Origin of the sequence: Streptomyces sp. GbtcB6 (assembly GCF_019091475.1) — a bacterium.
Lineage (GTDB): Bacteria > Actinomycetota > Actinomycetes > Streptomycetales > Streptomycetaceae > Streptomyces > Streptomyces hyaluromycini.
Genome location: NZ_JAGXJL010000014.1, coordinates 1 through 18,570 on the forward strand (window position 1 = coordinate 1; position 18,570 = coordinate 18,570).

Genomic DNA, 18,570 nt, shown 5'->3' on the forward strand with positions numbered 1-18,570 from the left:
GGCGTTGACTTTTGGCACGCTGTTGAGTTCTCAAGGAACGGTCGCTTCCTTTGTACTCACCCTCTCGGGCTTTCCTCAGGGCTTCCCTTCGGTGTTTCCAACCTTACCAGATCCGTTTTCCGTTCCGTTTCCGGTCGGAATTCATTTCCGGTGGCCGCTGGAGGGCCTTTGCCTTTTCGATTGCCTTTCGGCTCTCTTTCGGCGAGTCCGACTTTATCAGAAGTTCTTGGCCGGTCTGACCGGCCACTCATTTCTGAGTAAATCGGAGGGTGGCTTCGATTTTCGGAGAGAACTACTCTCCGTTATGAAGCAGATCGATTCTAACGATCGGCCCTGAACCTGTCCAGTTCTAGGCAACTGTTTGAATCTACCTCCCCATCCAACCCGTGTCAACAGGTCTTCCGGGACGAGGAGGACACTAGCAGCTCACGGGAGGTCTCCGCACATCAGGCGGCCGTTGGGACGAACGCGCTGCGCTCGGTCTCCTCGAGGTCACCTGTCTCGCCGGCGCGAGCGGCACGGCCCCCCACGACAAAGACGTAGGCCAGGAAGGCCAGCTCAGCCACTACTCCGATGCCTATGCGCGCCCAGGTCGGCAGGCCGGACGGGGTGACGAAGCCTTCGATCGCGCCGGAGACGAACAGGACCAGGGCCAGGCCTATCGCCATGCCCACGGCGGCGCGGCCCTCTTCGGCCAGGGCCGTACGACGGCTGCGCGGGCCGGGGTCTATGAGAGTCCAGCCGAGGCGGAGTCCGGTTCCCGCGGCCACGAAGACAGCGGTGAGTTCCAGCAGCCCGTGCGGGAGGACCAGGCCCAGGAAGGTGTCGAGGCGGCCGGCCGAGGACATCAGGCCGAAGCCGACACCCAGGTTGAGCATGTTCTCGAAGAGGATCCAGAGGACCGGAAGACCGAGAAAGACGCCCAGGACCAGGCACATCGCGGCGGCCCTGGCGTTGTTCGTCCACACCTGGGCCGCGAAGGAAGCCGCGGGATGGCTGGAGTAGTAGGTCTCGTACTCGCCGCCGGGGCGGGTCAGCTCGCGGAGCTGGCTGGGGGCCGCGATGGTCGACTGCACCTCCGGGTGGATGCCGATCCACCAGCCCAGAAGGATCGCGACGGCGGTGGAGACGAGCGCGGTCGGGACCCACCAGTGGCGGGAGCGGTAGACAGCGGCCGGGAATCCCTGTCCGAGGAAGCGTGCGACGTCGCGCCAGGAGGCGCGACGGGTGCCGGTCACCGCGCTGCGCGCGCGTGCGACGAGTTGGCTGAGGCGCCCGGTGAGCTGTGGATCGGGAGCGCTGGACTGGATCAGGGAGAGATGGGTCGCGGTGCGCTGGTAGAGCGTGACGAGTTCGTCGGCCTCGGCTCCGTTGAGCCGCCGCTGGCGGCGGAGGAGCGCGTCGAGACGGTCCCATTCGGCTCGGTGTGCGGAGACGAAGACGTCGAGGTCCATCGGGTCTGCCTGCTCCTCGGCTGGTCGTCGACTGCCTGTCGTAGCAATGTCGCGGCTGTCAGCTTGTCGTACTGCGGCGCGATGCGTCCTCAGCTTGGCAGACTTGCGCTGTACGGGGCAGACCAGGGGAAGGCGGCGGGCGTGAGTGAGCTGGTGACGGGCGAGGCGGTGGCGCTCGAACTGCGTCCTGCGAGGCTGCCCAGCAGGGCACTGGCCGTGCTGCTCGACCTGGTCGTGGCCTTCACCGTGTACATCGCCATTTCGATAGGTCTCGCGGCGGCCACGGCCTCGCTCGACGACGCCGCGCAGGTCGCCCTGGCGATCGCGGCCTTCCTGCTGGTGCTGGTCGGTGCGCCGATCGCGGTGGAGACGCTGACACACGGTCGCTCGCTCGGGAAGATGGCGTGCGGACTGCGGGTCGTGCGGGATGACGGCGGGCCCATCCGGTTCCGGCATGCGCTGGTGCGGGGCGCTTTCGGCGTGGTCGAGATTCTGGTGACGTTCGGGGTCGTCGCCTGTATCGCCTCGCTGGTCTCGGCACGTGGGCGGCGGCTGGGGGATGTGTTCGCGGGGACCCTGGTCGTGCGGGAGCGGGTGCCCGTCGGGCAGGCCCGTTTCGTTCCGCCGCCTCCGCCCTGGCTGGCGGGACGTTTCGCCGGGCTGGACCTGTCAGCCGTTCCGGACGGGCTGTGGCTCGCGGTCCGGCAGTACCTGACGCGGATGCAGCAGCTCGATCCGCAGGTCTCGTGGGCGATGGCCGTACAGCTCGCGGGCGATCTCGCGACCCGGACGGGGACTCCGGCGCCCCCGGACATTCCGCCGGCCGCGTATCTGGCGGCGGTGGTGCAGGAGCGGCAGGCCCGCGAAGCCCGGCGGGCCTTCGCAGGCCATGCTCCTGCGTCTTCCGGTGCCTCCAACGCGTACGCGCCTCCGGTGCCCGGTACGCCCCCTGGCCCTGTGCCCAACCCTGTGTCTACCCCTGTCCCTCCGCCGTCGGCCGCGCCCGTCGCTCCTCCCGCGGCGACGGCCGAGCGGCCCGCCACCGGGTTCGTGCCGCCGGCGTAGGCGTGGTTCGGCCCGTTGGCCCGTTGTTCAGTCGTCGGGGTCCTTGAAGACAGACGGCGGTGACTGCAGGTCCTCCAGCTCGATTCCCGGGGCCGCCAGGACCACGTCGCCGGCGAGGTGCACGAGGTGCTGCTCGCCTGTGTCCAGGGCTGTGACCTGGTATTCGTCCACGGTCAGAGGGCCGTTGTCAGTGGCGTGTGTTTCTCTTTTCAGCAGGGCCCAGGACTGGTCCACGGTGCGGGGGGCGAGGACCGGGTCCGTGAAGGCCACGAGGCGTACGCGGGTCGCGGCAGCGGAGGGGGTGAGGCGCAGCAGACGGGCGGTGGCGACCAGGAACGCGGGGGACGTGCCGGTGAAGGCGTGGGCGCGCACATTGCCTTCGGTGGCATGGGTGCCGGTGGGGTCCGTGCGGACCCAGGTGACGCCGTCCAGGGCGGCGCCGCGCACCTGCCAGCCCCCGGCGTGGAGTTCGAGGCGGATGGGACGGCCGAGGTCGTCGAGGGCGAGATCGACCGAGCCGCCGTGGTCACCGGAGGGGGTGGTCACTTGGGAGACATAACGCCAGCCGGAGGGGCCGGGGGCGCACTGGAAGTGTTCTTCACCGAGGGGGGTGTGATCGTGCGGATCGTGGAGCGAATAGCGGCCGCGGGGCATGGGGGTCCTGGGGCTTGACGGGGTGTGGGTCCGGCACTCGGACCCGCGGTACGGCCGCGCGGGCGGTCGACGGGCCAAAGGGGCAGGCCCCCGGCACGGGGGTGCGGGGGCCTGCCTCGGCGGACCGGAGGACCTGCCACCGGGAGAGCGCGTCAGTGCACGGGTGCGCTTCCCGGTGGACAGGGCCCGCGCTCAGTAGCGGTAGTGGTCCGACTTGTACGGACCCTCGACCTCCACGCCGATGTACGCGGCCTGCTCGGGGCGCAGCGTCGTCAGCTTCACGCCGAGCGCGTCCAGGTGCAGGCGGGCGACCTTCTCGTCGAGGTGCTTGGGCAGCGTGTAGACGCCGACCGGGTACTCGTCGGGCTTGGTGAACAGCTCGATCTGGGCCAGGGTCTGGTCCGCGAAGGAGTTGGACATCACGAACGACGGGTGGCCGGTGGCGTTGCCCAGGTTCAGCAGGCGGCCCTCGGAGAGGACGATGAGCACCTTGCCGTCGGGGAACTTCCAGGTGTGGACCTGCGGCTTGACCTCGTCCTTGACGATGCCGGGGACCTTGGCGAGGCCGGCCATGTCGATCTCGTTGTCGAAGTGGCCGATGTTGCCGACGATGGCCTGGTGCTTCATCTTGGCCATGTCCGAGGCCATGATGATGTCCTTGTTGCCGGTCGTGGTGACGAAGATGTCGGCCTTGTCGATGACCTCGTCGAGGGTCGTGACCTGGTAGCCGTCCATCGCGGCCTGGAGGGCGCAGATCGGGTCGATCTCGGTGACGATCACGCGGGCGCCCTGTCCGCGCAGGGACTCCGCGCAGCCCTTGCCCACGTCGCCGTAGCCGCAGACGACCGCGGTCTTGCCGCCGATCAGGACGTCGGTGGCGCGGTTGATACCGTCGATCAGCGAGTGGCGGCAGCCGTACTTGTTGTCGAACTTCGACTTGGTGACGGCGTCGTTGACGTTGATCGCCGGGAACAGGAGGACGCCGTCGCGCTGCATCTCGTACAGGCGGTGGACGCCGGTCGTGGTCTCCTCGGTCACGCCGCGGATCTCGGAGGCCAGCTGGGTCCACTTCTGCGAGCCGTCCGTGATGGTGCGGTGCAGGAGTTCGAGGATGACGCGGTGCTCGTCGGACTCGGCGGTCTCCAGGCCGGGGACCTTGCCGTCCTTCTCGTACTCGACGCCCTTGTGGACGAGGAGGGTGGCGTCACCGCCGTCGTCGAGGATCATGTTGGGGCCGCCGGTGGGGCTGTCCGGCCAGGTCAGCGCCTGCTCCGTGCACCACCAGTACTCCTCCAGGGTCTCGCCCTTCCAGGCGAAGACCGGGACGCCCTGCGGGTTGTCGGGCGTGCCGTTCGGGCCGACGGCGATGGCGGCGGCCGCGTGGTCCTGGGTGGAGAAGATGTTGCAGGACGCCCAGCGGACCTGCGCGCCCAGGGCGACCAGGGTCTCGATCAGGACGGCGGTCTGCACGGTCATGTGCAGGGAGCCGGTCACGCGGGCCCCGGCCAGCGGCTGGGTCTCGGCGTACTCCTTGCGGATCGCCATCAGGCCGGGCATCTCGTGCTCGGCGAGGGTGATCTCCTTGCGGCCGAACTCGGCCAGGGAGAGGTCGGCGACCTTGAAGTCCTGTCGGTTGTCGACAGTCGTCATTGCGAGCTGCTCCTCGGGTTGGGTCGAGGGTGGGTACGGCTGGTCTGCGCGGCGGCGGACACAGGGGTGCCCGAGAAGAGGACACAGGCATGCCCACGTACGCGCAGCGCAGTCCGTCGGAGGCCCTCTCTCCCTCGGACGGTCCGTAGGGGACCGCCCGACCGCCATCAGCAGCGACGTCTGGCTCCGTCCCAAGCTACACCGGAGGAGCGGGCCGTCCCCAGTCCGCCTCCGAACAGATCACGCCGTTCGAGGAGGGTGAGCGTGGTCGGCGGGGGTGTCGGCGAGGGTGCGGTGGGGTGGTCGCCGGGGGTGCGGGGCGCGGGGAGATCGGGGGTTCCGGTCGGTTTCGCAGGGGTGTCCGGGGGCGGCGCCGCCTCGTGTGACGAAGGTGTCGGGGGATCGGCCTGATCGATCCGGTCGGCCCTGCGCGCATGGGGGGCGCTGTCCTGAGGGGCGGATGACGACGGGCCCGCTTCCCTGGCAAGCCGAGGGGAGCGGGCCCGTGCTGTCGGGCGGAGAGAGGGTCAGTGGTCGGCGGAGTGGGGGGTCGGGCCGCCCGGGGTGGCTTCCGGGTCGGGGCCCTTGGCGGCCTCTGCCTCGCTGTAGATGTCCGGTTCCAGGTAGATCACGCGGGCGATGGGGACCGCGGTGCGGATGCGGGCCTCGGCGGCGTTGATGGCCTTGGCGACCTCGGCGGCCGTCTCGTCGTGCTGGACAGCGATCTTGGCGGCGACGAGGAGTTCCTCGGGGCCGAGGTGGAGCGTGCGCATGTGGATGATGCCGGTGACCGTGTCGCCGTCGACGATCGCGGCCTCGATCTTCTTGACCTCCTCGACGCCCGCGGCCTCGCCGAGCAGGAGGGACTTGGTCTCGGCGGCCAGGACGAGGGCGATCAGGACGAGCAGGACGCCGATGCAGACCGTACCGATGCCGTCCCAGACGCCGTCGCCGGTGAGCAGGGCGAGGCCGACGCCGAGGAGGGCGAGGACGAGGCCGATGAGCGCGCCGAAGTCCTCAAGGAGGACGACCGGCAGCTCGGGGGCCTTGGCCCGGCGGATGAACTGCGACCAGGACAGCTTGCCGCGCAGTTCGTTGGACTCCTTGATGGCCGTCCTGAAGGAGAAGCCCTCGGCGATGATCGCGAAGAGGAGAACGCCCACCGGCCAGTACCAGTGCTCCACTTGGTGGGGGTGGTTGATCTTCTCGTAGCCCTCGTAGATGGCGAACATGCCACCGACCGAGAAGAGCACGATGGAGACGAGGAAGGCGTAGATGTACCGCTCGCGGCCGTAACCGAAGGGGTGTTGCGGGGTCGCCTCGCGCTGGGCCTTCTTGCCGCCGATGAGCAGCAGGAACTGGTTGCCGGAGTCGGCGAGCGAGTGGACGCCCTCGGCGAGCATCGACGAGGAGCCGCTGAAGGCGAACGCCACGAACTTCGATGCCGCGATCGCGAGGTTGGCGCCGAGCGCCGCCACAATCGCCCTGGTGCCGCCTGACGCGCTCATGTGTTCGCGTTGTCCCTTCTCGTTCTCGTCTTCGCCGGTACTCGTCTTTGCCCGTGCTTTGCCGGTGGGCCATTCTTGCAGCCCTGTCCGGGAGCGGCTCGTCAGGTATCCACACCACCGGTACGACAATCGGATCCCACGACTGGACCTGGCGAGAAGCGCGGGTCTCTCAGACGATCACCGTGGCACGGAAGACCGTGCCGGCGCCCGACACCTCCGCCTTCTCACCCGCCGGGACGAACACCGACCGGCCGGGGGCCAGGTCGTACTCGCCGACGCGGACCGTGCCGGCCGTGCAGAGCAGGATCTGCGGGGTCGGCAGGGTGAGGTCGTGGGCGGCGGTGCCCTCGGGCAGGACGTACCGGGAGAGCCGGAACTCGTCGATCGGCGTCTCGTAGACCTCCTCGCCGTCCGGGGCGGCCTCGGGGCGCAGCACGCCCGCGTCACCCGCCTCGAAGCGGACGACATGCAGGAGTTCGGGGACGTCGACGTGCTTGGGGGTCAGACCGCAGCGCAGGACGTTGTCGGAGTTGGCCATGATCTCGACGCCGAGGCCGTTGAGGTAGGCGTGCGGGATACCGGCGCCGAGGAAGAGGGCCTCGCCGGGCTGCAGGCGCACGTAGTTGAGGAGCATGGCCGCGATGACGCCGGGGTCGCCCGGGAAGTGGTGGGCGAGGTCGGCGTAGGGAGCGTAGTCGCCGCCGAGGCGGGTGCAGGCGGCTGTGGCCTCGGCGACCGTGTGGGCCATCTCCTCGCGGTCGGCGCTGAGGATCGCGGTGAGGACCTCGCGCAGCGCCGCTTCCTCGGGGTGGGCGCGCAGCAGGTCGACGTACGGCTTGAGGGAGTTCACGCCGAGGCCGTCGAGGAGTTCGGCCGCCTGCTCCGGGGCACTGAAGCCGCACAGGCCGTCGAACTCGGTGAGGGCGCAGATCAGTTCGGGCTTGTGGTTGGCGTCCTTGTAGTTGCGGTGCGGGGCGTCGATCGGGATGCCGCGCCGCTCCTCGTCCTCGTAACCCTCCCTGGCCTGCTCCAGGTTGGGGTGCACCTGGAGGGAGAGCGGGGCGCCGGCGGCGAGGATCTTGAGCAGGAAGGGCAGCCGCGGACCGAACTTGGCCACGGCCGCCTCGCCCAGTTCGGCCTTCGGGTTCGCGTCGATGACCTCGACGAGCGTGCCGCGCGCGGTGCGCGAGGGGGCGCCCGGGTGAGCGCCCATCCACATCTCCGCCTGCGGCTCGCCGCTCGGCTCGACCCCGAGCAGCTTCGGGATGGCGGTCGTCGAACCCCAGGCGTAGGGGCGGATGGTGTTGTCGAGGAGATCCATGACTTCTCTCTGCCGGTTCTCTCTGCGGGCGGGGGCGAACAGGGTTGTGCGGGGGGGCACGTGGTGAGTCGTACGGGGGTGTGCGCGTCGTACGGGGGTGTGCGCGTCGTACGACGGTGTACGACGGCTGTGTTCACCATGTGTTCCCCTACCGGTTCGCCTGCGGTACGGCCCTCAGGTCGTCCTTCGTGCGGCGGGACCGGTGTCGGTGTCCACCTCAGGCCCCCGAAGCGAGCGCCAGGTAAACGGCGGCGAAATCCGTGACGGCGATCAGTTCCGCCAGGGTCTCCAGCTCATCGCCCGCCTCGGGCTCCAGCTCGCTGATCGGGGTGTCGTGACTGAGGGCGAGGTCGCGGGCGGCGGGTGCGGCGGTGAGGCCGCCGATGGGGCGGTCGCGGAGCAGCACCACGCGCGCGTGCAGCGCGGGCGGCTCGTCCACGCGGTCGCGGAAGAAGTCGTCGGGGTCGGCGCTGGCCGCGAGCGGCCCGGCGAGCAGGGCGGTGTGGGCCGCCAGAGCCTCGGGGAGTTCGGCCACCAGGGCGGGTCGGCCGGCCAGTTCGGCGAGGGCGGCGGCGAAGCGGCGGCCGGCCGGGCCTGCCGAGTCGCCCTCCGTCCAGACCACGGGGAGCGCGTCGGCGAGTTCCGCGGCGAGGGTCTTGGCCGGGTTGCTGTAGGTCACGATGGCCGGGCCGCAGCGCTCGGCGATGCGGTCGAGGCGGTCGGCGACCTTCTCCAGGTCATCCGGCGGTGCGGTGACCAGGCCGATCCGGTCGAGGAGGGCGAGCAGCGGGGTGAGCAGCGCCCACAGGACGCCCGGGGAGGAGCCGGCGAGCGGCTCGCCGTGGTCGTACGGGGCCGTCGCCATCGGCATGAACAGGCCGTGGGCGCCGGCCACCGCCTCGGCGAGCGGGGTGCCGGCGGGGGCCACGGCCGCGACCGAGCAGCCGCGCCGGTAGGCCTGGTCGGCGAGGAGGGAGAGGCTGGGTTCGGTGCCGTCCGGGGTGGCGATCAGCAGCAGGTCGACGGAGCCGGCCCAGCCGGGGAGCTCCCAGCGCAGGGCGCCGGCGGCCGGGGCGACGCCGGTGGGGGCCAGACGGGTGACGGGGCTGCCGGGGCCGGCCAGCGAGCCGAGGAGGTCGGCGGCGTGGGTGGCGGCGACGCCGGGGCCCGCGATCAGTACGGCGCGCGGGCGGCCGTCCGGCTTGAGCTCCTGGACACCTGCCTCGATGGCGTGCCGGGCGGCCGTACGGACGCGGGCGCCGGCCTCGGCTGCGCCGCGCAGCAGGCCTCGGCGGTCGGCCGCGGCGAGGCCCTCCGGGGTGTCGAGCAGCGATTCGTCGAGCATGGAGCGGCCTCCGGTTGCCGGGGTCCTGATGTTCTGCGGTTGTCGTGCCTACTGCTTACGCCGGGCGGCGGGCCTCGTCGACGAGGAGGACGGGGATGTCGTCGCGGACGGGGTACGCCAGGCCGCAGTCCTCGCCGGTGCAGATCAGCTCGGCGTCCTGCTCCTTGAGGGTGGCGTGGCAGGCCGGGCAGGCGAGGATCTCCAGGAGGCCGGCTTCGAGCGGCATGGGGGTTCCCTTCGGGGGTGGATGTTCGCGTGCGGTCAGGTTACCGCCGGTGGGGTGGGTTGGGCTGGCCGCCGGTGACCGGTGACCGCCCGCCGGGGTGACCGCCCAGGGGGCTCCGCCCCCTGGACCCCCGAGACCTTCGCCCACCCACCACCCGACTCGGTCGGTTGAAAAGCGAGGGCGGGGTGAGTGACTCGGTCGGCTGGAAGGTTCCTGGGCTACGCGATGACTCGATCGGCTAGGAGGTTCCTGGGGTACGCGGCGACTCGGTCGGCTGAAAGACGCCCGAGGTACCCGGCGACTCGGTCGGCTGAAAGGTGCCCGGGGTGCGGGGTGGCTCGGGTCGCCGGGAGGTGAGGGGGGCGGGGAGCCGGGGTCACGCCCTGATGATCGCCAGTACCTCGTCCCGGATCTTCGTCATCGTCGCCTCGTCCCTTGCCTCCGCGTTCAGGCGCAGCAGGGGTTCCGTGTTGGAGGGGCGGACGTTGAACCACCAGTCGGCGGCGGTGACGGTGAGGCCGTCGAGGTCGTCCAGGGTGACGTCGTCGCGGTCGCCGTAGGTCGCGCGGATCTCCGCGAGGCTGGCCTGCTGGTCGGCGACCGTGGAGTTGATCTCGCCGGAGCCGGTGTAGCGGTCGTACTGGGCGACGAGGGAGGACAGCGGGCCGGACTGGCCGCCGAGGGCGGCGAGGACGTGCAGGGCCGCCAGCATGCCCGTGTCGGCGTTCCAGAAGTCCTTGAAGTAGTAGTGGGCCGAGTGCTCGCCGCCGAAGATCGCGCCGGACCTCGCCATCTCGGCCTTGATGAAGGAGTGGCCGACGCGCGTGCGGACGGGGGTGCCGCCGTTCTCGCGGACCACTTCGGGGACGGTCCAGGACGTGATCAGGTTGTGGATGACCGTGCCCTTGCCGCCGCTCTTCGCCAGTTCGCGTGCGGCGACCAGGGCCGTGATCGCCGACGGGGAGACCGGCTCGCCGCGCTCGTCCACGACGAAGCAGCGGTCCGCATCGCCGTCGAAGGCCAGGCCGAGGTCGGCGGACTCGGCGCGCACGCGCTCCTGGAGGTCCACGATGTTGGCGGGGTCGAGCGGGTTGGCCTCGTGGTTCGGGAAGGTGCCGTCCAGCTCGAAGTACATCGGGACCAGGGTCAGCGGCAGGCCCTCGAAGACCGTCGGGACCGTGTGCCCGCCCATCCCGTTGCCCGCGTCGACCACGACCTTCAGCGGGCGGATGGAGGTCAGGTCCACGAGCGAGAGCAGGTGGGCCGCGTAGTCCGACAACGTCTCCCGGGTGGTGATCGTTCCCGGCGAGGCGGCCGGCTCGGGAGCGCCCTCCTGCGACCAGCGCTCGGCCAGTTCCCGGATCTCGGTCAGGCCCGTGTCCTGTCCCACCGGGGCGGCTCCCGCGCGGCACATCTTGATGCCGTTGTACTGCGCCGGGTTGTGCGAGGCGGTGAACATCGCGCCGGGCAGGCCGAGGGCGCCCGAGGCGTAGTACAGCTGGTCGGTCGAGCACAGGCCGATCTCGGTGACGTCGACGCCCAGGGCCGCCGCACCGCGCGCGAAGGCGCGGGACAGACCGGGCGAGGAGGGCCGCATGTCGTGGCCGACGACGATCGCGGCGGCATCGGTCACCTGGACGAACGCGGCGCCGAACAGCTCGGCGAGTGCCTCGTCCCACTGGTCCGGAACCACCCCGCGCACGTCGTACGCCTTCACGATCTGCGACAGATCAGCAACAGCCACTGGCCAACCCTCCTGAAATCCACTCGGTCGCCCCAAACTACCTGTTCCGGGTGAGGGGCCGACGTGGGATCCCCCAGCGGGTACCCGGCGGACTCCCGGCTGTGATCTGCGGCGATCCGACCCAGTCGGTCACAGTCGGTGGGAGTCAGTCGTAGTCGGTCGTAGTCGGTCGCGGTCGACTGTAGGCGACTATGGTCGCCGCGCCGCGGGCGGGCACTGCGGTCAGGAGCCGGGGGCGAGCTCTGCGGGCGAGCACCACGACCACCTCCGGTCGAGCCCCCTCGGTCGGAGGTCCGAGTGGTCGTGACCGGCTCCGGCCTCGCCGCGGCTCACGGCAGCACCCTGCGCAGCAGGTCCCCTTCCCGGCGCGTCAGGCCTACCGCCGCGCAGGCGATCGTGAGGTTCTGCGAGGAGACCATCTTGCCGAGCATGGCGCCGGAGCTGTCGGCGGCCGCCAGGAGGTCCGGGGAGAGGCCCAACTCGTGGGCGGCGCTCACCTGGAGGGCTCCGAAGAGCGCGTTGGCCGAGGTGTCGGAGCCGGCGACGGCGACCCCTAACCAGCCGAGGACCGGCGGCAGGAAGGCGAGCCCCGCTCCGGCCGCTGCCACTAAGTGGCCGATCGTCGCGGCCTGTCCGGAGAGGTTCATGACGTAGGCGAGGGCGAGGACGGACATCACGGTGAGGATCGCGAGCCCCAACTCCCGTACGGTCGTCGCCCATTCCGCCATTCCGCGAGCGCCACGCGCGCGTGCACGCGCAGGACGGACGTCGTGGCGATGCCGGCCGACAGGACCTGCGTGCCGCCTGTGGAGACGATCGACCAGGTGAGGAGATTTCCTCCGACCGGTTCGCCCTTCGGGTTGACGACGTCCAGGAAGGGCCAGTCGTAGACCCGGTTCGCCTTCGTCGGCCAGTCCTTGACCGGCGGGATCCGGGCGATCGAGAAGACCGCGATGGTCAGGGTGTACGGGGCGTACGGGGCGTAGGCGCGCAGGACTTGGGGCCGTTCGTCGCGCACGTCCAGGTCAGCGCTGCACGCGCGCGTGCGGTGTGAACCCGCGTGGAAGGCAATGGAAAGCAGTGGACAGCAACGGCGGGAGGAAGGCCCGGCGAGACGTCAGTTGTCCGGCGACCGCAGCACCCGCAGGTGGCCGCGCCGTGCGACCTCCATCGGGTCCGCGCCACGGCCGCCGCCGCCCGCTCCGGCCGCTCGCTCCTGGGGGCGGGCGGCCTCGCGCACCGCGTTCGCAAGCGCTTCCAGGTCGTCCCCGCTCGGACGCGCCGGAGCGGAGCTGTCGAGGAGCCGGACGACCTCCCAGCCGCGCGGGGCGGTGAGGCGCTCGGAGTGCTCGGCGCACAGGTCGTAGCAGTGGGGTTCGGCGTAGGTGGCGAGCGGGCCGAGGACCGCGGTCGAGTCGGCGTAGACGTACGTCAGCGTCGCGACGGCGGGTCGGCCGCAGGCGGTTCGCGAACAGCGACGTACAGGGCTCACGACGTTGGACGGTACCGCACTCTTGAGCGGGCCGCGACGACTCTCCCCCAGGTCACCCCACCGTGTCGTACTGTGAAACACCCCACACACCCCTCCGGACACGCCCTGCTGACCTGCACGGAAGGGGTCGTCCGGGGTCACGGCCGGCACCGCATCCGGTCACGGGTCGGTACAAACACCGTCAATTGCCTTGAGCTCGCCGGTCTCGTGGGGATACGGAAACGAGCCCAACCTTGGCTGGAATGGTCATCCTGCGACATCCCGTCCCGGGCGATGTCGGTGCGTGGAGCGGCGCGGCCGGAGCCTGCGAGGACTACGCTTCACCAGTGATGGACAACCGTGTACCGCCCCGTGCCGCCGCCCCCGGGCCCCGTCGACGCGATCGCCACGGTCGGGGCATGCGCGGGCCGATCGCGCCACCTCAGGTGCCGCTGGCGGCGAGTCGCGCCGACGTGTTCGCGGACCTGGTGCAGGACTCCGTGGAGCGCCTGGAGCGGCGCTGGCCGCAGCTCGCCGACATCGATTTCCTGGTCCTCGAGGTACCCCGGCTCCAGGACCGGCACGGTGACAGCTGGGACGACGAGGCGGTGCCGCTGGGCGGCGTCATCCCCGCGCGCGAGGGACGCCGGGCGCGGGTGGTCGTCTACCGGCGGCCGGTCGAGATCCGCACCAAGGGGCGGGACGAGCGGGCCGCGCTGGTGCACGAGGTCGTCGTGGAGCAGGTCGCCGAGCTGCTCGGCCTCACCCCGGAGACGGTCGATCCCCGGTACGGCGAGGACTGAGCCCCCGGCGACCCCGCACCTCTCGTCTCGCGCCTACTTCTGCAGCACCGACACGTCCTGGTCCGCCTCCGGTACGGCCACCGTGCCGCGGTCGTCCGGGAGGGTCTGGATCGTGAAGCCCGGGACGCCGTCCTCGGTGGCCGCCAGGGTGCGGGCGCCGTAGACCGGGCCGCCGGAGACCGTCTCCACGGTCAGGGCGTAGGTGCCCTTCCGACCGGACGGGACCGGGGCGTCGATGTTCTGGGTGGTGCCGGACTTGATGGTGAACGTCTTGGACACCGCCGTGCCGCCGCCGCTGCCCGCCGACGCCGTGACCTTGACCTGGGCGGTCGCGGTGGGCGCGGTCAGGGAGAGGGTGGTGCCCTTGCCGCTGTTGTCGGCGGACGTCGCGCGCGTGCCGACCGGCGCGGTCGCCGGGATGTACGCGGTCTCCTGGTTGGCGCCCTTGCCGCGGGTGACCCGCAGGGCGGCCACCACCGGGACGGACTGGTCGGTCGGCGTGAGGATCAGCGAGCCCGCCTCGCCGCGCGTGACGTCGCCGAGGTCGGTCGCGGTGGTCATGCCCGACTTCACGTGCAGCGTCTCGTTGCCCGCCGGGGTGATCGTGCCGTCCGGGGAGGCGAGGCGCACCTTCAGGTCCGCGTCGCTGTCGCCGGTGGTGAAGGCGATCAGCCGGACGTCGGTGGCGTCCTTGGGGATGCCGGGCAGCACCAGGCTGCCGGACGGGTCGGCGGAGGCGGCCAGCCAGTCGCCGCCCGACTTGTCGTCCAGGGCCTGCACACTCGCGCCGACCCGGCCGCTGCGCACGCTCACGTGCACGGTCAGGTCGGTCTGCCGCTCGTCGGTGAGCGTGGACAGCAGGACCGGCTCACTGGCGTGCGGCTGGACCGTGATGCCCTCCCCCACGGAGGACTTGAGCTGGCCGTCCTTGCCGTACAGCTCGATGTCGACCACGGCGGCGCCGTCGTCGGGGTTGGTGAGGTGCACGTAGTCGGTGCGGCTCGCGGCGGTGCTGGCGCCGGGGAACCAGAAGTCGGTGTCGGCCGCCGTGCAGTTGACCCCCTGGAGGCCGCGCCCGGTGCCCGCGGCGACCTCGGTGGTCTCCTGGACCGTCCAGCCGGGGGCGTACTTGCCCTCGGCGGTGCCGACGTAGGCGGGCCCGTCGGCACCGGAGGTGTCCCCGGTGGCCGGGGTGCCGGGCGCCTTCGGGCTGAGGACGGGCTTCGCCGCCTTCTTCTTGCCGCCGCTGCCCGTCCCGTCCGCCGACTGCTCGGCGGCGGCCTGGAGTTCGGCCTTGCCGCCGCTCGTGGTGCCCTTGGTGACGGGCGTGAACGACGTGTACGAGGTGTCGGCGATGTCGGACAGGCTGGGCGCCGGGCACAGCAGCGTGGTGCGCTCCACGGGCAGCTGGGCGGCCGTCTCGGCGGTGTGCGCGGGGGTGGTGGCCGGCGGGTCGAGCGCGGCGAACCCGGTGACCGCCGCGAGGGCGGCCGTGCCGGCGAGCAGGGACAGGGTGGTGCGGTTCACTGCTGGCTCCCGTCGTGGTGCTCGCCGCCGGTGCCCTGGTGGTGCTGGGCGGCCGGGTCATAGGCGGGGTCGTAGCCCTGCTGGTACGTCGGGTCGTACGCCCCCTGCCCCTGCTGCCCGCCGTAGGCGTACGGGTCGTACTGGCCGGTCTGGTACGGGTCGTACGTCTGCTGGTCGTAGCCGCCGGTCTGGTACTGGCCGGTGCCGGCGCCCTGGTACTGGTCGGGGTAGCCGGTGTCGTAGCCGTCGGCCGCCGGGTAGGAGGCGGGGTCCCATTCGTCGTACGGCTGCTGGTGCGGGACCGCGGCCGGGGTCTCCTCCTCCGGAGCCGTCGACGGGAGGTCGGTTCCCTCGGGGATCTCCTGGGATCCCTGGGACTCCTCCTCGGCCTCCGCCTGGGCGCGCAGGCGGCGGGCGCGGCGGCCCTCGCCCTCGGTGGCCTGGGCGGGGATCGGCTGCTCCTCGGGGAGGTCGTCGTCGACGTCGCGGCGGCGGCCGGGCAGGGCGAGGACGACCAGGACGACGGCGAGCGCACCCTGCGCCCACAGCCAGGCGCTGTGGGTGAACGGTGTGTCGTAGGTGACGTCCAGCTTCCCGCCGGAGGAGGGGAGTTCGAAGCCCTGGGCCCAGCCGTCGACGGTGGTGCGGGTGAGCGGCTTGCCGTCCAGGGTGGCCGTCCAGTCCGGGGAGGCCGAGTCGGCCAGGCGCAGGATGCGGCCGTCGGCGCCGGTCGGGACGGTGGCGTGGATGTCGACGGGTCCGGCGGGCACCGAGTCGGGCGTGCCCGAGCCGTTCGCCGACACGATGGTCGCTCGGGAGACCTGCTGGTCGACGCGCCACAGGGCGCTGCCGTTCTGCTGGCTGAGCCGGGACAGGCCGGGGGTGGCGTCGAGCACGCGTGTGATGTCGCGCGGCGTGCCCTTGTGGACGAGGACGTAGCGCACGGCGAACCCGCCGAGCTGGTCGGCCTGGTCGGCGCCGGAGCCGGCGACCAGGTTGGCGACGACCTTGTCGAGCGTGGCGTTCTCGCCGTCGGCGGCGGCCACCTCGGCGTCTCCCATGCGGGCGCCGGAGCCGCGCACCAGCATGTAGGACACGCGCGCGGTGCTGTCGCCGTCGAGGACGAGGGTGCGCACCTGGTCGGTGGTGGTGCTGTCCTCGGCGACGAAGGCGGGCACCTGGGCGGGGTCGCGCCGCTCGACCGGGCCGTCGGCGCCCGCGATCATCCAGCCGGCGGCGAGCAGCAGCGGGCCGGCGGCGGAGGCGAAGGCGACCAGGGCGGCCACCGGCTGGCGCCAGCCGAAGCTCTGCTCGGCGACACGCGAGCGGGCCCCGTCGGCGCCGAGCGCGGCGGCGGACAGGATCGCGATGCCGTAGACGAGGGTCGCGGGGCCGGCCCAGGTGGACTTGTTGGACAGGACCGCGAAGACCAGGCCGACCAGGGCGACCGCCCAGGCGGTGCGGATGGCCGACTGGCGCTCGGAGCGCAGCAGGGCGGCGAGCGCGGCCAGGACGACGCCGACGAGCATCAGCCCGTCGACCGTGCCGGGGCCGCCCGGGCTGGCGCCGAGCAGGTCGAGGGCGGAGGCGGCCGAGGAGCCGTACTCGAGGCCGGCCTCCTTGAAGAAGCCGAACGGCAGCAGCGTCAGCGACCAGGGCGCGAGGATCAGCAGCGGGGTGCCGAGCTGGACCAGCAGGCGCAGGCCGGAGGCGACCAGGTCGGCGCGGCGCACGGCCAGGACGGCGATGCCGAGGACCAGGGCGATCGGCCAGACGATCGGCGTGAACGCGGTGGTGATGGTCAGCAGCAGCGCGTACGCCCAGGTGGCGCGCCAGCTTCCGCGCGCTCCCGAGGACTTCGTGAGGCCGCTGGCCGCGATGCCCGCGCGGGCGATCAGCGGCAGCAGGACGGCGAGGACGGCGGTGCCGATGCGGCCGCCGGCGAGGGCGCCGGTGGCGGCGGGCAGGAAGGCGTAGGCGATGGCCGCCCAGGCGCGCAACAGGCGCGAGGTGACCAGAGGGCGGGAGGCGAAGTAGGCGGTGAATCCGGCCAGCGGTACCGAGGCGACCAGCAGCACGGTGACCGCGAGCCCGGTCGAGCCGAACAGCAGGGAGGCGAGCGCGGCGACGATCGCCAGGTACGGCGGCGCGGCCGGGGTGCCGCCGGCGCCGACCGCGTGCCAGGCGTCCAGGTAGCGGGACCACAGCTCGCTCGCGGTGCCCGGGGCGGGCAGCAGGGCGCCGCCCGCGAGCGCGCCGGAGCCGAGCAGGGCGCGGCAGGCGGCCAGCGAGATCAGCAGCAGCACCAGGAAGAGCACCGGGCCCGGCTTGCGGGCGATGCGCTTGAGGCGGGCGAACTGCTCGATCTCCAGGAAGTCGGCGTCGTCGCCGCCGGGCCCGGACTCGACCGCGCCGCCGTGCCGGCCGGCCGCGGAGATCTCGTCGTCGGCGCCGAAGAGGTTGCCCGCGACCTGTTCGACGGTGGCCCGGACGGTGGCGCCGGGCGGCGGGAACAGGGGGCGCAGCTCGCCCTTGTCGAGCTGGGAGCGGCCGCGCCTGCGCCGCCCGGCGATGATCCGCTCGGGCCGCAGCAGGGTGCCCAGCAGGCCGCGAATCTCGTCGAGGGCCTGTCCGGGGACCTTGCCGACGAGGTAGGCGACGGTGCGCAGCAGGGTGCCGAGGACCAGGCGCAGCAGGATCCAGGGCAGCACGGCCGTACGGGCGTTGACCAGGAGGGTGTAGATCGCACCGGCCTTGTCGACCTTGTGCGGGGAGGCGGTGGTGCGGCCTGCGCAGTCGACGGCGCGGCGCTCGCGGGAGGCGGCCTCGGCGTGCCGTACGACGGCCTCGGGGGCGACCAGGACGCGGTGTCCTGCGTTGTGCGCGCGCCAGCACAGGTCGACGTCGTCGCGCATCAGGGGCAGCCGGCGGTCGAAGCCGCCGAGCTCCTCGAAGACGTCGCGGCGGATCAGCATGCCGGCGGTGGAGACGGAGAGCACGGTCCGCACGTGGTCGTGCTGGCCCTGGTCCTGCTCACGGCGGTCCAGGCCGGTCCAGCGGCGCCCGGAGTTGGCGATGGTGACGCCGACCTCAAGGAGCTGCCGGCGGTCGTACCAGCCGCGCAGCTTGGGGCCGACGACCGCCACGTCGTCGCGGCCCAGCTCCAGCTCGTTGTCCACGACCCGCAGCAGCTGGGCCAGGGCTTCGGGTTCCGGGGCGCAGTCGTCGTGCAGCAGCCAGAGCCACTGGACCGGCTCGCCGTAGGGCAGCTCGGGCATGTCGTAGGCGTCGTCGCGCCACTGGCGGGTGACCGGGTCCCAGCCGCTGGGCCGCTTCAGGTACGGCAGGTCGTCCGGGGTGAGGACGGGCGCGGTGCGGCCCGCCTCCTCGACGGCCTGGCCGAAGCCGGTGCGGCGGGCGAGGTGCAGGACGTTGGCGTCGCCGAGGGACTCGGTGAGCAGCTGGGCGGAGTCGTCCGCGCTGCCGGTGTCGGCCGCCACCGCGTACTGGACGGGGCGCTCCTGGCCGAGCAGCCCGGCGAGCGCGTCGGGCAGCCAGCGGGCTCCGTCGTGGGAGACGAGGACCGCGGTCACCACGTGACGCGGGAACTCGGGCGGGCGGGTCGGGTCGAACGCCGCCGGGCGCGCTGGGTCAAACGCGGCTGTGGCAGCTGTGCCTTGAGCTGCCGTGTGGCTGTGCACGGACATCGAGGTACGGGCCCCGGTTCGATGGACTGCGGTGGACTCCTGCGCCCGCTGGTGGCGGCGAGGCGTCTCGGACGAGCGCCCACACTATCGGCTGG

Annotated in this window: 14 protein-coding genes and 1 pseudogene; 3 read left to right on the forward strand and 12 right to left on the reverse strand. The window is 72.0% G+C overall.

What is annotated here, in order from left to right; translation table 11 throughout:
- Positions 1 to 337: hypothetical protein (locus KVT45_RS23770; RefSeq protein ID WP_217550639.1), on the forward strand; the 337-nt coding region annotated here is incomplete at its 5' end.
- A 109-nt stretch (positions 338 to 446) separates the two neighbouring features.
- On the opposite strand, the gene KVT45_RS23775 is transcribed toward KVT45_RS23770, so the two are convergent.
- Positions 447 to 1,454: a stage II sporulation protein M gene (locus tag KVT45_RS23775; protein WP_217550641.1), complete on the reverse strand. Its 1,008-nt coding sequence runs from the start codon at positions 1,452 to 1,454 to the stop codon at positions 447 to 449.
- 141 nt (positions 1,455 to 1,595) lie between these two features.
- On the opposite strand from KVT45_RS23775, the gene KVT45_RS23780 reads away from it, so the two are divergent.
- Positions 1,596 to 2,519: an RDD family protein gene (locus tag KVT45_RS23780; RefSeq protein WP_217550642.1), complete on the forward strand. Its 924-nt coding sequence runs from the start codon at positions 1,596 to 1,598 to the stop codon at positions 2,517 to 2,519.
- 27 nt (positions 2,520 to 2,546) lie between these two features.
- Here KVT45_RS23780 and KVT45_RS23785 read toward each other — a convergent pair whose 3' ends face one another.
- The 9 genes and pseudogenes from KVT45_RS23785 to KVT45_RS23825 all read right to left on the reverse strand — a co-directional run bounded on the left by KVT45_RS23785 (position 2,547) and on the right by KVT45_RS23825 (position 12,510).
- The gene (locus tag KVT45_RS23785) at positions 2,547 to 3,173 is read right to left on the reverse strand and encodes a hypothetical protein (RefSeq protein ID WP_217550644.1); all 627 of its coding nucleotides are present in this window, start codon (positions 3,171 to 3,173) and stop codon (positions 2,547 to 2,549) included.
- 192 nt (positions 3,174 to 3,365) lie between these two features.
- Complete coding sequence (gene ahcY / locus KVT45_RS23790; RefSeq protein WP_217550646.1) at positions 3,366 to 4,823, reverse strand: adenosylhomocysteinase; 1,458 nt, start codon at positions 4,821 to 4,823, stop codon at positions 3,366 to 3,368.
- A gap of 527 nt (positions 4,824 to 5,350) precedes the next feature.
- Positions 5,351 to 6,331, reverse strand: coding sequence for a cation diffusion facilitator family transporter (locus KVT45_RS23795; protein ID WP_217550648.1), 981 nt, complete (start codon positions 6,329 to 6,331; stop codon positions 5,351 to 5,353).
- Between the two features lie 169 nt (positions 6,332 to 6,500).
- The gene (gene manA, locus KVT45_RS23800) at positions 6,501 to 7,652 is read right to left on the reverse strand and encodes a mannose-6-phosphate isomerase, class I (protein ID WP_217550990.1); all 1,152 of its coding nucleotides are present in this window, start codon (positions 7,650 to 7,652) and stop codon (positions 6,501 to 6,503) included.
- Between the two features lie 217 nt (positions 7,653 to 7,869).
- Positions 7,870 to 8,997, reverse strand: coding sequence for an SIS domain-containing protein (locus KVT45_RS23805; protein WP_217550650.1), 1,128 nt, complete (start codon positions 8,995 to 8,997; stop codon positions 7,870 to 7,872).
- 55 nt (positions 8,998 to 9,052) lie between these two features.
- Positions 9,053 to 9,223 (reverse strand): Trm112 family protein, encoded by a 171-nt coding sequence (locus KVT45_RS23810; RefSeq protein WP_217550652.1) that lies wholly within the window; start codon positions 9,221 to 9,223, stop codon positions 9,053 to 9,055.
- A gap of 376 nt (positions 9,224 to 9,599) precedes the next feature.
- Positions 9,600 to 10,967 carry a phosphomannomutase/phosphoglucomutase gene (locus KVT45_RS23815; RefSeq protein ID WP_217550654.1) on the reverse strand — a complete coding sequence of 456 codons (1,368 nt, stop codon included), beginning with the start codon at positions 10,965 to 10,967 and terminating at the stop codon, positions 9,600 to 9,602.
- A 332-nt stretch (positions 10,968 to 11,299) separates the two neighbouring features.
- Positions 11,300 to 12,012 (reverse strand): annotated as a pseudogene (locus KVT45_RS23820) (L-lactate permease); the annotation flags it as partial.
- Positions 12,013 to 12,084: 72 nt separating this feature from the next.
- On the reverse strand, positions 12,085 to 12,510 hold the full coding sequence (locus KVT45_RS23825) for a DUF3499 domain-containing protein (RefSeq protein ID WP_217550991.1): 426 nt from the start codon (positions 12,508 to 12,510) through the stop codon (positions 12,085 to 12,087).
- A 278-nt stretch (positions 12,511 to 12,788) separates the two neighbouring features.
- Here KVT45_RS23825 and KVT45_RS23830 point away from each other — a divergent pair, with 278 nt between their 5' ends.
- Positions 12,789 to 13,241 carry a metallopeptidase family protein gene (locus KVT45_RS23830; protein ID WP_217550993.1) on the forward strand — a complete coding sequence of 151 codons (453 nt, stop codon included), beginning with the start codon at positions 12,789 to 12,791 and terminating at the stop codon, positions 13,239 to 13,241.
- Between the two features lie 33 nt (positions 13,242 to 13,274).
- On the opposite strand, the gene KVT45_RS23835 is transcribed toward KVT45_RS23830, so the two are convergent.
- Entirely contained in the window at positions 13,275 to 14,768 is a 1,494-nt protein-coding gene (locus tag KVT45_RS23835; protein ID WP_217550655.1) for a DUF5719 family protein, read from the reverse strand.
- Positions 14,765 to 18,475, reverse strand: coding sequence for a glycosyltransferase family 2 protein (locus KVT45_RS23840; RefSeq protein ID WP_217550657.1), 3,711 nt, complete (start codon positions 18,473 to 18,475; stop codon positions 14,765 to 14,767). The genes KVT45_RS23835 and KVT45_RS23840 overlap by 4 nt, the downstream gene beginning before the upstream one ends.
- Positions 18,476 to 18,570 lie beyond the last annotated feature (95 nt).

Coding starts and splice junctions, on each gene's coding strand:
- KVT45_RS23775 (WP_217550641.1), bottom strand. CDS start 1,454: ATGGACCTCGACGTCTTCGTCTCCGCACACCGAGCCGAATGGGACCGT.
- KVT45_RS23785 (WP_217550644.1), bottom strand. CDS start 3,173: ATGCCCCGCGGCCGCTATTCGCTCCACGATCCGCACGATCACACCCCC.
- ahcY (WP_217550646.1), bottom strand. CDS start 4,823: ATGACGACTGTCGACAACCGACAGGACTTCAAGGTCGCCGACCTCTCC.
- KVT45_RS23795 (WP_217550648.1), bottom strand. CDS start 6,331: ATGAGCGCGTCAGGCGGCACCAGGGCGATTGTGGCGGCGCTCGGCGCC.
- manA (WP_217550990.1), bottom strand. CDS start 7,652: ATGGATCTCCTCGACAACACCATCCGCCCCTACGCCTGGGGTTCGACG.
- KVT45_RS23805 (WP_217550650.1), bottom strand. CDS start 8,997: ATGCTCGACGAATCGCTGCTCGACACCCCGGAGGGCCTCGCCGCGGCC.
- KVT45_RS23810 (WP_217550652.1), bottom strand. CDS start 9,223: ATGCCGCTCGAAGCCGGCCTCCTGGAGATCCTCGCCTGCCCGGCCTGC.
- KVT45_RS23830 (WP_217550993.1), top strand. CDS start 12,789: ATGGACAACCGTGTACCGCCCCGTGCCGCCGCCCCCGGGCCCCGTCGA.
- KVT45_RS23840 (WP_217550657.1), bottom strand. CDS start 18,475: ATGTCCGTGCACAGCCACACGGCAGCTCAAGGCACAGCTGCCACAGCC.